A 16,158-nucleotide genomic window follows, 5' to 3' on the forward strand; every position below is an offset into this window, starting at 1 on the left:
ATACAGGCCCGCGGCCCTAGGGCGTTTCAGTGGCGGTGGACTCGATTGGCCAAGGCGTGTCCGATGAACAGGTAGACCACTGCCGCCAAGCCGTACCCCGCCACGACCCTCGCCCACGCCTCGTCGAACGTGAACAGGTCGTACGACCACCCCGCCAGCCACCGTGCCGCGTCATGGATGAACTGCACGAAGTCGTTGGCGCGGTTGGCGTCCAGTAGGTACATCAGGATCCACAGGCCCAGGATGAGGGCCATGATGTCGGCCACGATCGCGATGACCGTGCCGGCCTGGTTCGCACCGTTGCGATATCGAGGGGACATGCCGGTCGGGTGACCCTTGAACCCTGGATGAAACCTCGGCGCGTCCGGCTATGAGTTGAGCTCGGCGAGCACGCGCAGGGTGTGCCGGTCCGGTGCCAGCGCCAGCAGATCCGTCACCGGCCCCTTCCGCCACAACTCCAGCCGCTCGGCGATGCGTTCACGCCGCCCGACGAGGGAGATCTCGTCGGCGAAGGCGTCCGGGACGGCGAGGACGGCCTCCTCCCGGTGGCCGTCGAGGAACAGCCGCTGGATCCGGCGGGCTTCCTCCTCGTACCCCATGCGGGCCATGAGGTCGGCGTGGAAGTTGCGGGCCGCGTGGCCCATGCCGCCGATGTAGAAGCCGAGCATGACTTTGACGGGGAGCAGCCCTTCGGAGACGTCGTCGCAGACCCGCACCTGGGCCATGGGTGCGACCAGGAACCCCTCCGGCAGGTCGGCGACGGCCTCTCCGTACACCTCCTCCGGCCTGCTCGGCGACCAGTACAACGGCAGCCAGCCGTCGGCGATCCGAGTGGTCTGGGCGACGTTCTTGGGGCCCTCGGCGCCGAGGAGGACGGGGAGGTCGGGGCGGAGGGGGTGGGTGATCGGCTTCAGGGCCTTGCCGATGCCGGTGGCGTCCGCGCCGCGGTACGGGTGGGGGTGGAAACGTCCGTCGAGTTCGACGGGCGCCTCGCGGCGCAGCACTTGCCGTACGACATCCACGTACTCCCTCGTCGCGGTCAGCGGCGACTTCGGGAACGGCCGCCCGTACCACCCCTCCACCACCTGCGGCCCCGACAGCCCGAGACCCAGCATCATGCGGCCCCCCGAGAGGTGGTCGAGGGTCAGGGCGTGCATGGCGGTGGTGGTGGGGGAGCGGGCCGCCATCTGGGCAACGGCCGTACCCAGCTTGATCCTCGACGTCTGCGCGGCGATCCAGGTGAGCGGCGTGAAGGCGTCGGAACCCCAGGACTCGGCGGTCCACACGGAGTCGTAGCCGAGCCGCTCGGCCTCCTGCGCGAGGGGTACGTGGTCCGCGGAGGGGCCGCGGCCCCAGTAGCCGAGTGCGAGCCCGAGCCGCATGCCGCCTCCTGACGGTACGTCAGATCCGTGCCGTGGGCTTGCGACTGTACGACAACGGCCCCGCACCGGGAAGGGTGAGGGGCCGTTGAGGAGAGCGGTGGGGCTCAGCCGCGCTGGATGCCCGAGGTGTCCTGGAGCACGCCACGGCGTCCGTCCTGCGTCTGCGCGACCAGGGCGGCGCCGCGCTGTTCGACGGCCAGGTACCAGGTGCCCGGCGCGAGTTCGGCGATCGGGGTGGGCGAGCCGTCCTCCGCGAACAGGGGACGGGGGACGGGCACGGCGAACCAGAACGGCGAGAAGTCCGCGGCGGGCGCCTGCGGCTGCTGAGCCTGCGGCGCCTGCTGAGGCTGCCCACCGAAGGGCTGCCCGGGCTGCGGCTGACCACCGTACGGCTGCTGCGGCTGCTGGGCACCCGGGTATCCGTAACCACCCTGGGGCTGGCCGCCGTAGGGCTGGGGGGAGGCGGGGCGGGGGGCGGGGAGGAGGGCGCCTTGCAGGGCCGGGACCAGCGGCCCGGCGATGGCGCCGCCGGCCAGGACGAGGGCGGCGATGAAGCCGAGGATGAGGCCACCTCCGGCCTCGATGTTGTCGGGGACGTCCACCAGGAACCAGAAGAGGACCCACGCATCGAGAACAGCGAAGGCTGTACCGACCGTCCCGAGATCCAGGCCCGCGACCTTGCGCGGCTGCGGCAGGATGCGGTTGACGATGATCAAGGCGGCGCCGATGATTCCGCCCATGTAGACGCCCATGCCGGTGTAGAGCTGTTCCCAGGCATTCGGGGTGTCGCTGACGCCGTCGGCGGTATAGAAGCTGAGGAAAGACGCGATGAACAGCAACACCGCTGCTCCGATCACCACGCCGTCGCCTCGAGTGAGGGAGCGGATATTCACTTCAGTCGGTCCTTCAGTTCAGTCGTCACGTCATCGGTAGAGGCGTCGCTGTCACCATGTCGCCGTCAGGCCCCGGTGTGAAGCGCGGGGGTGGCCCCTCATCGTACGGACGACCTTATCGTCCGACCGACGAGGCTGTCCGCCGGGATCAACCCGTGGACCATTACCCCCGCAGGAAACTCACGATTCCCTCAGAGATCCCTTGCGCCGCCTTCTGCCGCCACGCGCCGCTGGTGAGCAGTGCCGCGTCCTTGCTATCGCGCATGTTGCCGCACTCGATGAACACCTTGGGAACCGTTGACAGATTGAGACCGCCAAGATCCTTACGCGTGACGAGTCCCGTGCCGTCGCCGACGTAGTTGGAGGGCGCGCTGCCTGTGACGCGGACGAAGGAGCCGGCGATGCGTTCGCCGAGGTCTCGGGAGGGGGCGACGATCGGGCCGGTGTCGGCGGCGCCCGCGTCCACCTTGCCCGGGAGGATGACGTGGAAGCCGCGGTCGCCGGCCGCCGCGCCGTCGGCGTGGACGGAGACGACCGCGTCTGCCTCAGCCTTGTTGCCGATCTGCGCCCGTTCGTCCACGCACGGCCCCCACGACCGGTCGCCGTCCTGCGTGAACTTGACCGTGGCGCCCTGCTTCTGCAGCAGCGTGCGCAGACGGTGGGCGACGTCCAGGGTGAACTCGGCTTCCGTGTAGCCGTCGTTGGTGGACGTACCCGTGGTGTCGCACTCCTTCCAGTTCGTGCCGATGTTCACCTTGCGGTTGATCTCGGCCGTGTGCTGGAAGTTGTGGGGGTTGTGGCCCGGGTCGATGACGACGACCTTGCCCTTGAGGGGGCCGGAGGCGGCGGGCGCGGAGGTGGAGTCGGCCGTGGAGCCGGCCGTGGAGTCCGCGGTCGGGGTCGGGCCCGGCGGCTTGTCGTCGGTCGTGGTGGAGGCCGTCGGCGCGGAGGACGGCGACCGTACGGCCGTACTGCCTGACGCGCCTCGGCCGCCGGTGTCACCCGTCGCCTCGTACATCACCCATCCGAGCAGCGCCCCCGGCACGAGGGCGGCGGCCGCGACCGTCAGGGCGCGGCGTCGGCGGCGGGGCTGGGGAGGATCGAAGTCCGGACCTACGTACGACACGCCTGACACCTTACGGGCCGGCCCGGGCGTCCGGCGGTAAGCCACGGTCGCGCCGCGGCCGGGCGACGGTCGAGCGATGCCGCCGGGATGCCGACGGGATGCCGACGCGGAATCAGACTCCCGTCCCCGTCCGCCGCAGCACCCGCAGCGAGTCCGTCACCGACACCTCCGTGAACGCCCCGGACTCCAGCGCCCGCAGATAGACGCGGTACGGCGCCTGCCCGGTGAACTCGTCGGCCGGGTCCGGGAACACGTCGTGGATGACGAGCAGTCCGCCCTCCGCCACATGCGGCGCCCAGCCCTCGTAGTCGGCGTTCGCGTGCTCGTCGGTGTGGCCGCCGTCGATGAAGACCAGGCCGAGGGGCGAGTTCCAGATCTTCGCGACCTGCGGTGAACGGCCCACCAGGGCCACCACATGCTCCTCCAGGCCCGCCTTGTGCAGCGTGCGGCGGAACGTCGGCAGCGTGTCCATCAGGCCGATCTCGGGGTCGACCGTCTCCGGGTCGTGGTACTCCCAGCCCGGCTGCTGCTCCTCGCTGCCGCGGTGGTGGTCGACCGTGAGGGCCGTCACGCCGGCCTCGCGGGCGGCGTCGGCGAGCAGGATGGTGGAGCGGCCGCAGTAGGTGCCGACCTCCAGGAGCGGCAGGCCCAGCCGTCCGGCCTCGACGGCCGCCGCGTAGAGCGCGAGCCCCTCGCCCGTGGGCATGAAGCCCTTCGCGGCCTCGAACGCGGCCAGGATCTCGGGCTTGGGGGCCGGGGCCATGGGGGTCCCTTTCGGTCGTGCGAGCGTGTGGGCGCCCATCGTGCACCACACCCCCCGTCATGTGGACGACGGGGGGTGTGGGAGCGGGGCGTCAGGGGTCTCAGGCGGTGACCGTCTCCCCCGGCAGCGACAGGTCCAGGTCGACGGGGCTGTCGTCGCCCGTGTGTGTCGCCGACGAGGCGAGCGGGGCGTGGCCGTCGGCCCGGGCGGCCAGGACGTAGGCGCCCTGGGCGGGGACGGAGAGGGCGTAGCTGCCGTCCTCCGCGGAGAGGGTCGCGCCGGCTTGGCGGCCCCGCCGGTCGATCAGCGTCACCTTGGCGCGGGCCACCGGGGTGCCCTCGGCGTCCAGGACGCGGCCGCGGAAGCCGCGCAGGACCTCTTCGGCGCGCTCCAGGTTGGCGTCCTCCTCGCTGCTGGCGCGCAGCTGCGGGTGCGCGGCGGCCGGGCGGTGCTTCGGGAGGAACAGGGCCAGCAGGAGGCCAACGGCCACCGCGGCGGTCGCGATCAGGAAGGAGACGCGGAAGCCGTGCATGGTGGGGATCGCCACGCCGTTGACGTTGTTCGCGGTGTTGGCCAGCACCATGCCGATGACGGCGCTCGACACGGACGTACCGATGGAACGCATCAGCGTGTTGAGGCCGTTCGCCGCGCCCGTCTCCGACGCCGGGACCGCGCCGACGATCAGGGCGGGGAGGGAGGAGTAGGCGAGTCCGATGCCTGCGCCCAGGACGACCGCGATGACCAGGCTCTGCCAGGGGGCGCTCATCAGGCCGAGGCCGGCGCCGTAGCCGATCGCGATGATCAGCATGCCGAGGATGAGGGTGGTCTTGGGGCCGTACTTCGCGGACAGGCGGGCGTAGACCGGGGCCGTGAACATCATCGTCAGGCCCAGCGGGGCCACCAGCAGGCCCGCGACGACCATCGACTGGCCGAGCCCGTAGCCGGTCGCCTTCGGCAGCTGGAGCAGCTGGGGGAGGACGAGGGAGACGACGTAGAAGCTGACGCCGACCATGATCGACGCGAGGTTGGTGAAGAGGACGGCCGGGCGGGCCGTGGTGCGCAGGTCGACCAGCGGGGCTTGTGCGCGCAGTTCGTAGACACCCCACAGGACGAGGACGACCGCCGACGCGGCGAACAGGCCGAGCGTGGTGCCGGACGTCCAGCCCCAGTCGCTGCCCTTGGTGATCGGCAGGAGGAAGAGGACGAGGCCGGCGGACAGGCCGAGCGCGCCCAGCAGGTCGAAGGAGCCTTCCGCGCGGACCTTCGACTCCGGTACGACGAGGAGGGTGAAGGCGATGGCGAGGGCGCCGAGGCCTGCGGCGCCGTAGAAGAGGGCGTGCCAGTCGGTGTGCTGGGCGACCAGGGCCGCGGCGGGCAGCGCGAGGCCGCCGCCGACGCCGATCGAGGAGCTCATCAGGGCCATCGCCGAGCCGAGGCGCTCGCGCGGCAGCATGTCGCGCATCAGGCCGATGCCCAGGGGGATCGCGCCCATCGCGAAGCCCTGGAGGGTGCGGCCGACGATCATGGGGAGCAGGTCACTGGTGACCGCGCTGACCAGTGCGCCGGCCACCATCACGGCCAGGCTGGTGATCAGCATGCGCCGCTTGCCGTAGAGGTCGCCGAGACGGCCCATGATCGGGGTGGCGACGGCGCCCGAGAGGAGGGTCGAGGTCAGGACCCAGGTGGCGTTGCTGGGCGTGGTGCTGAGCAGCTGCGGCAGGTCCTTGATGACCGGCACGAGCAGGGTCTGCATCACCGCGACCACGATGCCCGCGAAGGCGAGGACCGGGACGAGGGCCTTCCCTGCCGCTCTGCCGGTGGGCTGGTCGGCCGACGGGTGCGTCGACGTGTGCGTCATGGGGCGGGGCCTCCGGGCCGGGGGAGTGAAGTCAGGTACGTGTGTCCTGAACTACGTATGCATGGGCAACTATTCCGATGCTTTGGCGTACTAACGAATTCTTGACCATTCCATGAGGAAGTGATCGTCCGTCAGGCGAGCGCGGCCGCCCCCGATCACAGAGAAGAGCGCGCCGCGAGGGCGGGCAGGACCAGACGACCGGCGTGGGCACAGCCTGAGCGAGCGGCCGGGGCAGGGGTCCCGGTTCGAGGACGAGGAGGACCTGGCCGCGCTTATGGAGGCACTGGGGCTCGCGCCCGCCTACGTCGCGGGCAACTCCTTCGGTGCCTCGACGGCGCTCGGCCTTGCCGCTCGGCGTCCTGAGCTGTTCCGCGGTCTCCTGGCCCACGAACCTCCGCCGGACCGGCTCCGCGAGACGTTCCTCACCGACGCCCCCACCTTCCTGGACGAGCGGTCCGACCCGGAACGGGCGAGCCTCGACCTCGGCGGTCTCGCCGACTACAGCGGGCCGGTCCTGCTGGCACAGGGCACGGAGAGCCCGCCGTACTTCGCCACGATCACCGCCCGGCCGGCCGGGGCACCCCGACGAGTACGCGGCCCGCGTGTGCGGCTTCATCGAGCAGCAGAACGAGCCCTACGACAGGGACTAGGACCCGCGACCGAGACGGGAGGGCGCGAAAAGCCGATGCAAGGGGCGTAACCCGGTTGAGAGCATGACACCCATGCTCGAAGCCGCCGACGCCACCCGCACCACTCGCCGTACCGCGCCGCCCACCTGGCTGGTGGTGGCGCTCGCGTGTGCCGGGCAGTTCCTGGTCGTGCTCGATGTGTCCGTGGTCAACGTGGCCCTGCCGTCGATGCGGACCGATCTCGGGCTGAGCGCGCAGGGCCTGCAGTGGGTGGTGAACGCGTACGCGATCGCCTTCGCGGGGTTCATGCTGCTCGGCGGGCGGGCCGGGGACCTGTACGGCCGCAAGCTGATGTTCCTCGTGGGGCTCGGCCTGTTCACCCTGGCCTCGCTGGCCGGCGGGCTGGCCCAGGAGGGCTGGCAGCTGCTGGCCGCGCGGGCCGTGCAGGGGCTGGGGGCGGCGGTGCTGGCGCCCTCGACGCTGACGATCCTCACGGCTGCGGTGCCGGAGGGCGCTCCCCGTGCGCGGGCGATAGGTACCTGGACCGCCGTCGCCGGGGGCGGTGGCGCGGCGGGCGGCGTCGTCGGCGGCGTGCTGGTCGACGTGCTGTCGTGGCGCTGGGTGCTGCTGATCAACGTGCCCGTGGGGGCGGCGGTGCTGGCCGCCGCGCTCCTGTGGCTGGCGGAGAGCCGGAACGGGGACGGGCGGCGGCTGGACCTTCCGGGTGCGGTCCTGGTGACAACGGGGCTGGCCGTCCTGGCGTACGGCATCTCGCAGACGGAGGCGGAGGGCTGGGCGGCCGGCGCCACGGTCGTACCCCTCCTCGCCGGCCTGGCGCTGATCGGTGTGTTCCTCGTCGTCGAGGCGCGTACGGCCGCTCCGCTGATGCCGCTCGGGCTGTTCCGCCGGCGTGCGGTGTCGTCGGCGAACGTGGCCATGTTCCTGTGCGGGTCGGCGATGTTCTGCATGTGGTTCTTCATGACGCTGTACGCACAGAACGTGTTGGGTTACACGCCGCTGGAGGCCGGTCTCGCGCTGGTGCCGAGTTCTCTGGCGGTCGTCTTCGGATCCAAGGTCGCGCCGCGGTTCATGCGGGTGCTCGGGGCGCGCGGTCTGGCGGCCGCGGGGACGGCCGTGGCGGTCGCCGGGTTCGTCTGGCAGTCGACGATGACCGTGCACGGCACGTATCTGACCTCGATCATGTTCCCGGGCATCCTGATGATGCTGGGCGCGGGCCTCGCCTCGACCCCGCTCGCGGCGCTGGCCACGTCCGGGACGGCGCCGGGGGAGGCCGGGCTGGTGTCGGGGCTGGTCAACACCTCGCGCACGATGGGGGGTTCGCTGGGGCTCGCGGTCATGTCGACCATCGCGTCGGCCCGTTCGGCACATTCGGCGGGTTCGACGGGGAGCGTGACGCCGCAGGCGCTGACGGAGGGGTACGCGCTGGCGTTCCGGGTGGGGGCCGGGGTGCTGGTCGGCGGGGTGGTGCTGATGGTGGTGTGGCTGCCGAGAAAAATGTCCGCGGCCTGAGGCAACGGTCCGGGCGGTCCATGGACTCCTTCAGACATCTAGGAGGTGCCCATGGGGGATCGCAAGGCGGCTCGGGACTCGGAGTTCCAGAGCTTTGTCATCGGCCGCTGGCCGCGGCTGATGCGGACGGCATTTCTCCTCACGGGGGAGCAGCACGCCGCGGAGGACCTGGTCCAGTCGACGCTCGAACAGGTCTACGTGGCCTGGCGCAGAGTCGACTCGGCCGACGACCCGGAGGCCTATGTACGGCGCGTGATGATCAACGCGCACGCACGCAAACACCGCAGGCGACTCAGGGAGTTCCTCGCACCGAAGGACGACTCCGGCCTGGTGCGCGAGGTGGCGGACACCGGCGACCGCATCGCCCAGGCCGAGGACCGCAGCGCCCTGCTGTCGGCGCTCGCCCAACTGCCGCCGCGGCAGCGGGAGGCGGTGGTCCTGCGGTACTGGGAGGACCTGACCGAGACGCAGACGGCGGAGGCGATGGGCTGTTCCGTCGGCGCGGTGAAGAGCAACGCGGCCAAGGGGATCGCGAAGCTCCGCGCCATACCGGGACTGGCCGAGACGGTGACGCAGGGAGGGCGGAAGTGATGAGCGCGGACCGGGAGACGAACCACGGTATGACCAGCCACGACATGACCCCCACGGACATCTCCCTCCTGCTGGCCGACGCCGCGGACGAGGTCGAGATCGGCATAGCCCCCTACCAGGCGGTGATGCGCGGTGGGCGGCGGCGCCGGGCGCGGCGGTGGGCGGTGGCCGCGGCGACGGCGCTGGTGCTGGCCGGGGCGTCGGGCGGGCTCGCGGTGGCCGGGCTCCAGGGCGGGAACGGACAGCTGACGCCGCCGTCGGCCACACAGTCGCCGACGGGGGAGCAGCTGAACCCCTACACGGCCCAGCGGACCACCCTGGCGATCGGAACGGACCAGGGCAAGGAGTGGCGGGTCGTCATCGACGTGTGGCCGGCCCCGCGCGACGAGGTGGAGGCGGCGGGCCAGTGGGAGGCGATGGGCCACTACGCGTACGGTGAGCGGCCCGCGGACGCGGACCGCTCCTCCGATCTGGTCGGCAAGAGCTCGTACTTCGTGTGGCGCAGCGTCGGGGACGAAGAGCAGTCGGTGACGATGCTGGGCACGTTCGGCAAGGAGGACACCCTGTCGGGCAAGGACATCGAGCACGCCTCGCTCCCTTTGGACCCGAACGTCGCCGCCCCGCACCGCCTGGTCGTCGGCCAGGTCGCCACGACCGCCCAGCGCGTCGGCTGCACTTGGGCGGACGGCACGACGACCCAGGTCCGCAGGGTGCCCCTGGGATACGACGTCAACTCCGACGAGCAGGTGATCCGCCCGGCCGACGGATCCCCGGTGAACTGGTTCGTGTGCCTGGCGCCGGAGGGGACGGCGTACAAGTCGGTGAAGGTGACGAAGTAGGAAGGGCCGGTGAAGGAGAGGGCCGGTGAACAAAGCCCGGGCAGCGTCACGCAGAACGCCGCCCTGACGGTCATGGGACAGGGGCCTCCCGGCACTTCACCTGTCCCCGGGGTGATGCCTCAAGGCCCGCCGCCACGGCTGCGCACACGGCCGTGAACGGCGTCCACCTGGGCCCCTCGCACACCCGCTGACCTGGGCTTTCAGGCAGACCCGGCATACGATCGCCGCACGGGAGAGGGGGCCGGATGGACCGGAACATTCGCTCGGTGGACGACGTACTGACGCTGCTGGACGGCATGGTCGGACAGGAGTCGGACCGCTGGACCAGCGGCGCGGCGGACTGGTGGGACGCGTTCTACGCCGACCGCTCCAGGCCGGTGCCGTTCTTCGTCGGCAAGCCCGACGAGAACCTGGTCTCCTACCTGGACCGCGGTCTCGTCACCGGTGGCCCCGGGGCGAGACGGGCCCTCGACCTGGGCTGCGGCCCGGGCCGTAACGCGCTGTTCCTGGCCGCGCGGGGTTTCGAGGTGGACGCGGTGGACCTGTCGCCGTCCGCCATGGCCTGGGCCGAGGAACGGGCCCGCGGGACGGGAGCGACGGCCACGTTCCACTGCGGGGACGCCTTCGAGCTCACCAGTAGCGAGCTCAGGGGACCGTACGACCTGGTCTACGACTCGGGCTGCTTCCACCATCTGCCCCCGCACCGCCGCATCAGCTACCTGAGCCTGCTCGACCAAGTCCTCGCTCCCGGCGGCCACTTCGGCCTCGCCTGCTTCGCGGCCGGTGGCATGGGATCGGAACTGTCCGACGCCGAGTTCTACGACCGCTCCGGTCTGCGGGGCGGACTCGCCTACACGCCCGAGTCCCTGCGGCGGATCTTCTCGGACCTGACGGAGGTCGAACTCCGCCGCATGCACGACGAGCCGGCCGACTCACCGCGTTTCGGCGAGGACTTCCTGTGGACGGCGTTGTTCCGCCGGAAGCCCGCCCCGTGAAGCGGTGCCGAAAGGCACCCGCTACAGCCACCCCTGCCGCCGGGCCTCCCGCAATGCCTGCCCGGGGTTGGGAGCGCCGGTCTTGGTGACGGCCGATGCGAGGCAGTCCCGGACGGTCGGCTCGGAGAGATGCAGTTGACCGGCGATGTCGGTGACGGTCCCCCCGTCGGCCGAGGCCTTGAGGACGGTGCACTCCTGGGGCGTGAGCGGGTTGGGGACGGCGTTCACGGCGGTCGCGGCGAGGGCCGGGTCGATCACCGTCTCACCGGTCAGCACCCGGCGGATCGCGGCCGCCAGTTCCTCCAGGGGGGCGTCCTTCACCAGGAAACCGGCGGCACCCGCGTCCATGGCCCGGTGGAGGTGTCCGGGGCGCCCGTGGGTGGTCAGGAGCAGCACCCGGCAGTCCGGCACCTGGTCACGCAGCTCGGCAGCGGCGTCGAGGCCGCTGCGGCCCGGGAGGTCCACGTCGAGGAGGGCGACGTCGGGACGGTAGGCGAGGGCGGCGTCCACGATCGCGTCCCCGGCCGACACCTGCGCCACGACCACGATGTCCGGCGCCATCCCCAGCAGTAAGGCAAGCGCCCCACGTGCCATGCCCTGGCCCTCGGCGAGCAGGACCCGGATGGACTTGGCGGGCCGGTGATGCGGGGGCATTTCGTTCACGACCCAAGGGTAGGCGCGCGGTCCGGCGTCCGCGCCGGCCGTGGCCCGGCGGAAAGCGAGCCGTCCCTGCCGGGCCGGAGCAGTGCGGGGCCGCTCCCGCCCCGCCCACTTCTCCGCCTCCGCCGCCGAGGCCGCGGCCGTGCCTGCTGAGGCACCCGCGCCGCACGCGTGGCCGGCCGGTGCCCGGACGCGCCCCGGCGATGCCGCCCGCGGAGCCCACGCCGAACCGGCGAACCCGATCTGATGAGGCGTCAGGAGTCTTCACAAGTGCGGTGCGCTCGGCTATACAGGGGGCGCCGGACTGGAACGCGTTCTAGAACGGCCCGTGACGACCTCGGTGCGGCCGACGGTGCGGACGGCCGTACCGAGGTCTTGACCGATCCGCCGGATGCCCCGTTCTGTCAGGAGCCCCATGCCCATCGACGCCGCCAAGGCCGTAGCCGCCGAACCCCGGACCGGCGAGATCTCCTGGACCGCGAAGGACGTGCAGCTCTACCACCTCGGCATCGGCGCGGGCGCCCGCCCGGACATCGCCGGCCCCGCCACCGACCCCGACGAACTGCGCTACACCCTGGAGTCCCGGCTGCACGTCCTGCCGAGTTTCGCCACCGTCGCCGGCGCCGGCTCGCCCGGCGTGATCAGCAGCCTGTCCATGCCCGGCATCGAGGTCGACCTCGCCCGCGTCCTGCACGGCGGACAGTCGCTCACCGTCCGCCGCCCGGTGCCCGTGGCGGGCACCGCGACCGCCACCGGCCGTATCGCCGCCGTCTACGACAAGGGCAAGGCGGCCGTCCTCGTCATGCGCACCGAAGTCGCCGACGCCGACGGCCCGTTGTGGACCAACGACGCGCAGATCTTCGTACGGGGAGAGGGGGGATGGGGCGGGGACCGCGGCCCCTCCGCACGCCTCGAACCACCCACCGGCGACCCGGACAGGGTCGTCGAGCGGCCCGTCCGCGAGGACCAGGCCCTCCTCTACCGCCTCTCCGGCGACCTCAACCCCCTGCACGCGGACCCGGAGTTCGCCAAGATCGCCGGGTTCGAGCGGCCCATCCTGCACGGGCTGTGCACCTACGGGATCACGCTCAAGGCGGTCGTCGACACGCTGCTCGGCGGGGATGTGACCCGGGTGCGGTCGTACGCCACACGGTTCGCCGGGGTCGTGTTCCCGGGGGAGACCCTGCGGATCCGGATGTGGCGGGAGCAGGGCCGGGTCCGGGTGGAGGTGGGCGCTGTCGAGCGGGGCGACGCGCCCGTCCTCGCCGACACGATCGTCGAACACACCTGAGTCAGACCGTTGCCCGAGGGGAGCCGCACCATGCGAGCAGCCGTACTGCACGAGATCGGCCAGGACAAGCTCGAGGTCTTCGACGACGTCGAGGCGGTGGGCTTCGGTCCCGGCAGGGTGAGGGTCCGGGTGCGGGCCACCGGGCTGTGTCACTCGGACCTGTCCGCGATGGCGGGGGTGCTGCCGCAGCCGGCTCCCTTCGTGCCCGGTCACGAGGGCGCCGGGGAGATCCTCGAAGTCGGGGAGGGCGTCAGCAACCTCAAGCCCGGCGACCGCGTCGTCGTCTGCTGGCTGCCCGCCTGCGGCGCCTGCCCCGCCTGCAAGCGCGGCCAGACCGAGCTGTGCCTGGCCGGGTTCATGAACGCCGGCACCCCCAACTTCAAGCGCCCCGGCGGTGACGTCTTCGGCTTCGCCGGCACCGGCACCTTCGCCGAGGAGGTCGTCGTCGACGCCGGCTGCGCGGTGCCGATCCCCGACGACGTCCCCTTCGACATCGCCGCCCTCATCGGCTGCGGGGTCACCACAGGACTCGGCTCCGCCCTCAACACCGCCGACGTGGAGGCCGGTTCCTCGGTCGCCGTCATCGGCTGCGGCGGCGTCGGCATCTCCGCGATCCAGGGCGCCCGGCTCAAGGGGGCCGCCGAGATCGTCGCCGTCGACCCGGTCGCCTCGCGCCGCGAGTCGGCCCTCAGGTTCGGCGCCACCAGGGCCGTCGCGCCGGACGAACTGCCCGACGCCAAGCAGCAGGTCACCGCGGGCGAGGGCTTCGACTACGTCTTCGAGGTCGTCGGCAAGTCCGCCACCGCCAGGACGGCGTACGAGAACACCCGGCGCGGCGGCACGCTCGTGATCGTCGGGGCGGGCGCCATGGACGACTTCCTCCAGCTCAACATGTTCGAGCTGTTCTTCGACGAGAAGCGGATCCTGCCGTCCATGTACGGCGGCGGCGACGTCCTGCGCTCCTACGAACGCACCATCGCCCTGTGGCGCGCCGGCCGTATCGACCTGGCGGGCCTGATCACCCACCGCGTACCGCTCGCCGACATCAACGAGGCCCTGGACCAGATGCGCACGGGCACGGCGCTGCGTACGTGCATCGAGATCTGAACCCACCCGCTGCGAAGGGGCGTCGATGTCACTGCCACTCGAGGGACTGTCCGCCGTCGTCACCGGCGCCGGCCGCGGTCTGGGCCGGGCCGAGGCACTCGAACTCGCCCGGCTCGGCGCGGCCGTCGTCGTCAACGACTACGGACAACCCGGCCGGGACGGCTCGGGCGAGGCCTCCACCGCTCCCGCCGAGGAGGTTGCCTCCGAGATCCGCGAGGCGGGCGGCAAGGCGCTCGCCCACACCGGGGATGTCGCCGACTTCCCACAGGCCCGGGCGCTCGTCGAGTCGGCGATCAGCGAGTTCGGCAAGCTGGACATCCTGGTCAACAACGCCGGCATCCTGCGTGATCGCATGGTCTTCTCCATGGCGGAGGAGGAGTGGGACTCGGTGATTCGGGTCCACCTCAAGGGCCACTTCAACACCACCCGCTTCGCCGCCGCGCACTGGCGCGAGCGGAGCAAGGCGGCGGGCGGGCCGGTGTACGGGCGGATCGTGAACACCTCGTCGGAGGCGTTCCTCGCCGGATCCGCCGGGCAGCCCAACTACGCGGCGGCGAAGGGCGGAATCGTCGGCCTCACCACCTCCACCGCCCTCGCCCTCGCGAAGTACGGCGTGACGGCCAACGCCATCTGCCCGCGCGCCCGCACCCGCATGACCGAGGACGTCTTCGCCGGCCTGGAGCGTCCGGAGGGCGGCCTGGACCCTCTCGCCCCCGAGCATGTCGCCCCGCTCGTCGGCTACTTGGCCTCCCCGGCCGCCGCACGCATCAACGGCCAGCTGCTCGTCGTGCACGGCGGCATGGTGGCGGTCGTCGAACGGCCCCGGGTGCAGGCGAAGTTCGACAGCAAGCAAGAGGCCTTCACGTACGACGAGTTGGACGCCGTACTCGGTCAGCACTACGCGGCACGGCCACCGGGGGAGACGTTCGGCGCGGTGGAGGTACTGGGCCTGAAGAGGGCGTAGAAACAAGACCTGAGAAGGGCGTGGAAACAGGAACGGCCCCGCTCCTCGCAAGGAGCGGGGCCGCGCGGCGTCAGGCTGCCGTCTCGGTCTCCTCGACCGGCTTGCGGTGACGGCCGCGAGGGGCCGTCTCGCTGTCGTGGGCCGAGACAGGACCCCGGTGCCTGCCGTGACCGGCGGCTTCCTGGACGTCGGACGACGGCTGGGTCGTGCTGGCGTTGCTCATCGGTAAAGCTCACCCCGTCAACATGATCTTTCAAACAGCCGGGCGAGTTTAACCGGCGTCCCACGGGCCGAATCCAGGCAGGCACACCAACCGGCACTACTTCGTTACAAGATTGCCCAACGGCGCTTGCTGCAAGGGCACAGGGCGGGGCGCGACGGGATGCGGAGGGTCCGTTTCCGAGGGCTCGCGCGAGGGCGACGCGGAGCCCTGCTGCCTCTCCGGGGCAGCCCCTGACCTCGGCTCTTCTTCCGCCGAGGCCGGGCCGGGCACCTCCATCCGCGCCACTGCGCACCGCACCTCCCGTGTGGCATACGGCAGGTGCAGCACCCCGTCCCGCGTCCAGAACCCGGCGCCCGTCAACCACCCCTCGGGCGCCGCGAGATGACGAACCTGCCGTTCCGCCGGCCGCCACACCCCGACCCAGCTCCCCACCGGCCCGTCGATGCGCAGCGCCACCCCGCAGCTCTCCGGCGTCAGCACCTGCCCCGGCTGGATCGCGAACGGCGTCACCGTGCACTCGGTCATCCGCAGGCACTCCGGGAAACGCACCGGCAGCGTGCTGCCCAGCACTCCCCAGCCCAGCCGTCCCTGCCCCGGCGAGGGGGCGTCCGAGCGGATCAGCAGCAGCCCGCTGTCCGGGTCGGCGAGCAGCACCCGGTCGTCGCTGGCGTCCGCGATCTGCAGCAGCGGCGACACCTCGCCGCCCCGTTCCAGGTCCACCACGACGGCCTTCGTACGGCCCCCTGACTCCCGGTCGAGGGCCAGCATCCGCCCGTCCCGGTCCAGCCACGCCCCACCCGAGCAGCGCCCCGGGACCTGCGCGACCTGCTCCGGCCCGAAGGCGCCCCCCGCCACCAGCCACACCGCGCCGGCGCGCCGGCCCACCGCGAGGGCGTACGCCTTGTCGCCGCCCGGAGCCGGGGGCAGCAGCCGCAGCCGGGCCTCCTCGTCCGGGCACTGCACGGCGCCCAGCAGCAGCTCACCGGTGCCGGGTCCGGTCGGGTACAGCAGCGAGAAGACGTGCCGTCCGTCGGTGCGGCGGCGGATCAGGACCCGGCCGTCGCCCATGGGCTGCACCTCGGTGCCGGGCTCCTCGGGCTGGTGGGCGGGCAGGGGAACGGCGTAGGGCTCGGGGCCGTCCAGGGTCCAGCGCTCCGGGAACCAGCAGTCGCCGTCGAGCGCGAGGCGGGCGGCGTAGGAACCGTCCGCCGTGATGGTGCAGCCCGCCCGAGGCGAGTCGCCGTCCTCGTGCTCCGCCGCGGGCTCGATCGCACAGGCCGTCATCGTCCGGTCACCTCCAGTCACGA

Annotated in this window: 17 protein-coding genes; 8 read left to right on the forward strand and 9 right to left on the reverse strand. The window is 71.9% G+C overall.

What is annotated here, in order from left to right:
* Positions 1-26 precede the first annotated feature (26 nt).
* From ACZ7L6_RS19270 to ACZ7L6_RS19295, 6 genes are all read right to left on the reverse strand, one after another.
* The gene (locus ACZ7L6_RS19270; RefSeq protein ID WP_471925335.1) at positions 27-320 is read right to left on the reverse strand and encodes a hypothetical protein; all 294 of its coding nucleotides are present in this window, start codon (positions 318-320) and stop codon (positions 27-29) included.
* Between the two features lie 48 nt (positions 321-368).
* Positions 369-1,382 (reverse strand): LLM class F420-dependent oxidoreductase, encoded by a 1,014-nt coding sequence (locus tag ACZ7L6_RS19275; RefSeq protein WP_471925337.1) that lies wholly within the window; start codon positions 1,380-1,382, stop codon positions 369-371.
* Positions 1,383-1,486: 104 nt separating this feature from the next.
* Positions 1,487-2,275, reverse strand: a complete 789-nt coding sequence (locus tag ACZ7L6_RS19280; protein WP_471925339.1) for a hypothetical protein — start codon at positions 2,273-2,275, stop codon at positions 1,487-1,489.
* Between the two features lie 163 nt (positions 2,276-2,438).
* Positions 2,439-3,401 (reverse strand): N-acetylmuramoyl-L-alanine amidase, encoded by a 963-nt coding sequence (locus ACZ7L6_RS19285; protein WP_471925341.1) that lies wholly within the window; start codon positions 3,399-3,401, stop codon positions 2,439-2,441.
* Positions 3,402-3,513: 112 nt separating this feature from the next.
* Entirely contained in the window at positions 3,514-4,164 is a 651-nt protein-coding gene (locus ACZ7L6_RS19290; RefSeq protein WP_471925343.1) for a class I SAM-dependent methyltransferase, read from the reverse strand.
* 100 nt (positions 4,165-4,264) lie between these two features.
* Positions 4,265-6,022 carry an MFS transporter gene (locus ACZ7L6_RS19295; RefSeq protein ID WP_471925345.1) on the reverse strand — a complete coding sequence of 586 codons (1,758 nt, stop codon included), beginning with the start codon at positions 6,020-6,022 and terminating at the stop codon, positions 4,265-4,267.
* 154 nt (positions 6,023-6,176) lie between these two features.
* On the opposite strand from ACZ7L6_RS19295, the gene ACZ7L6_RS19300 reads away from it, so the two are divergent.
* From ACZ7L6_RS19300 to ACZ7L6_RS19320, 5 genes are all read left to right on the forward strand, one after another.
* On the forward strand, positions 6,177-6,722 hold the full coding sequence (locus tag ACZ7L6_RS19300; RefSeq protein WP_471925705.1) for an alpha/beta fold hydrolase: 546 nt from the start codon (positions 6,177-6,179) through the stop codon (positions 6,720-6,722).
* Between the two features lie 13 nt (positions 6,723-6,735).
* Complete coding sequence (locus tag ACZ7L6_RS19305; protein ID WP_471925347.1) at positions 6,736-8,181, forward strand: MFS transporter; 1,446 nt, start codon at positions 6,736-6,738, stop codon at positions 8,179-8,181.
* Positions 8,182-8,232: 51 nt separating this feature from the next.
* A complete protein-coding gene (locus tag ACZ7L6_RS19310; protein ID WP_471925349.1) occupies positions 8,233-8,772 on the forward strand; it encodes a SigE family RNA polymerase sigma factor in 540 nt (179 codons plus the stop codon).
* On the forward strand, positions 8,772-9,611 hold the full coding sequence (locus tag ACZ7L6_RS19315) for a hypothetical protein (protein WP_471925351.1): 840 nt from the start codon (positions 8,772-8,774) through the stop codon (positions 9,609-9,611). The genes ACZ7L6_RS19310 and ACZ7L6_RS19315 overlap by 1 nt, the downstream gene beginning before the upstream one ends.
* Before the next feature lie 245 nt (positions 9,612-9,856).
* A complete protein-coding gene (locus ACZ7L6_RS19320; protein ID WP_471925353.1) occupies positions 9,857-10,606 on the forward strand; it encodes a class I SAM-dependent methyltransferase in 750 nt (249 codons plus the stop codon).
* Between the two features lie 21 nt (positions 10,607-10,627).
* Here ACZ7L6_RS19320 and ACZ7L6_RS19325 read toward each other — a convergent pair whose 3' ends face one another.
* Positions 10,628-11,260, reverse strand: a complete 633-nt coding sequence (locus tag ACZ7L6_RS19325) for a response regulator (RefSeq protein WP_471925707.1) — start codon at positions 11,258-11,260, stop codon at positions 10,628-10,630.
* A 421-nt stretch (positions 11,261-11,681) separates the two neighbouring features.
* Between ACZ7L6_RS19325 and ACZ7L6_RS19330 the strand changes: the two genes are divergently transcribed.
* The 3 genes from ACZ7L6_RS19330 to ACZ7L6_RS19340 are packed head-to-tail and all read left to right on the forward strand — an operon-like array spanning position 11,682 to position 14,628.
* Positions 11,682-12,557: a MaoC/PaaZ C-terminal domain-containing protein gene (locus ACZ7L6_RS19330; protein ID WP_471925355.1), complete on the forward strand. Its 876-nt coding sequence runs from the start codon at positions 11,682-11,684 to the stop codon at positions 12,555-12,557.
* A 30-nt stretch (positions 12,558-12,587) separates the two neighbouring features.
* Positions 12,588-13,664 (forward strand): Zn-dependent alcohol dehydrogenase, encoded by a 1,077-nt coding sequence (locus ACZ7L6_RS19335; protein ID WP_471925357.1) that lies wholly within the window; start codon positions 12,588-12,590, stop codon positions 13,662-13,664.
* A 25-nt stretch (positions 13,665-13,689) separates the two neighbouring features.
* Positions 13,690-14,628: a 3-oxoacyl-ACP reductase gene (locus tag ACZ7L6_RS19340; protein WP_471925359.1), complete on the forward strand. Its 939-nt coding sequence runs from the start codon at positions 13,690-13,692 to the stop codon at positions 14,626-14,628.
* 70 nt (positions 14,629-14,698) lie between these two features.
* Here the strand turns inward: ACZ7L6_RS19340 and ACZ7L6_RS19345 are convergent, their stop codons facing one another.
* Both ACZ7L6_RS19345 and ACZ7L6_RS19350 read right to left on the reverse strand, forming a co-directional pair.
* Entirely contained in the window at positions 14,699-14,851 is a 153-nt protein-coding gene (locus tag ACZ7L6_RS19345) for a hypothetical protein (RefSeq protein ID WP_433039393.1), read from the reverse strand.
* A 96-nt stretch (positions 14,852-14,947) separates the two neighbouring features.
* A complete protein-coding gene (locus ACZ7L6_RS19350) occupies positions 14,948-16,135 on the reverse strand; it encodes a hypothetical protein (protein WP_471925361.1) in 1,188 nt (395 codons plus the stop codon).
* Between the last annotated feature and the right edge of the window lie 23 nt (positions 16,136-16,158).

This window comes from Streptomyces sp. NPDC107522 (genome assembly GCF_055657525.1).

Coding starts and splice junctions, on each gene's coding strand:
- ACZ7L6_RS19335 (WP_471925357.1), top strand. CDS start 12,588: ATGCGAGCAGCCGTACTGCACGAGATCGGCCAGGACAAGCTCGAGGTC.
- ACZ7L6_RS19305 (WP_471925347.1), top strand. CDS start 6,736: ATGACACCCATGCTCGAAGCCGCCGACGCCACCCGCACCACTCGCCGT.
- ACZ7L6_RS19325 (WP_471925707.1), bottom strand. CDS start 11,260: ATGCCCCCGCATCACCGGCCCGCCAAGTCCATCCGGGTCCTGCTCGCC.
- ACZ7L6_RS19345 (WP_433039393.1), bottom strand. CDS start 14,851: ATGAGCAACGCCAGCACGACCCAGCCGTCGTCCGACGTCCAGGAAGCC.
- ACZ7L6_RS19315 (WP_471925351.1), top strand. CDS start 8,772: ATGAGCGCGGACCGGGAGACGAACCACGGTATGACCAGCCACGACATG.
- ACZ7L6_RS19310 (WP_471925349.1), top strand. CDS start 8,233: ATGGGGGATCGCAAGGCGGCTCGGGACTCGGAGTTCCAGAGCTTTGTC.
- ACZ7L6_RS19320 (WP_471925353.1), top strand. CDS start 9,857: ATGGACCGGAACATTCGCTCGGTGGACGACGTACTGACGCTGCTGGAC.
- ACZ7L6_RS19275 (WP_471925337.1), bottom strand. CDS start 1,382: ATGCGGCTCGGGCTCGCACTCGGCTACTGGGGCCGCGGCCCCTCCGCG.
- ACZ7L6_RS19270 (WP_471925335.1), bottom strand. CDS start 320: ATGTCCCCTCGATATCGCAACGGTGCGAACCAGGCCGGCACGGTCATC.
- ACZ7L6_RS19340 (WP_471925359.1), top strand. CDS start 13,690: ATGTCACTGCCACTCGAGGGACTGTCCGCCGTCGTCACCGGCGCCGGC.
- ACZ7L6_RS19350 (WP_471925361.1), bottom strand. CDS start 16,135: ATGACGGCCTGTGCGATCGAGCCCGCGGCGGAGCACGAGGACGGCGAC.
- ACZ7L6_RS19295 (WP_471925345.1), bottom strand. CDS start 6,022: ATGACGCACACGTCGACGCACCCGTCGGCCGACCAGCCCACCGGCAGA.
- ACZ7L6_RS19330 (WP_471925355.1), top strand. CDS start 11,682: ATGCCCATCGACGCCGCCAAGGCCGTAGCCGCCGAACCCCGGACCGGC.
- ACZ7L6_RS19290 (WP_471925343.1), bottom strand. CDS start 4,164: ATGGCCCCGGCCCCCAAGCCCGAGATCCTGGCCGCGTTCGAGGCCGCG.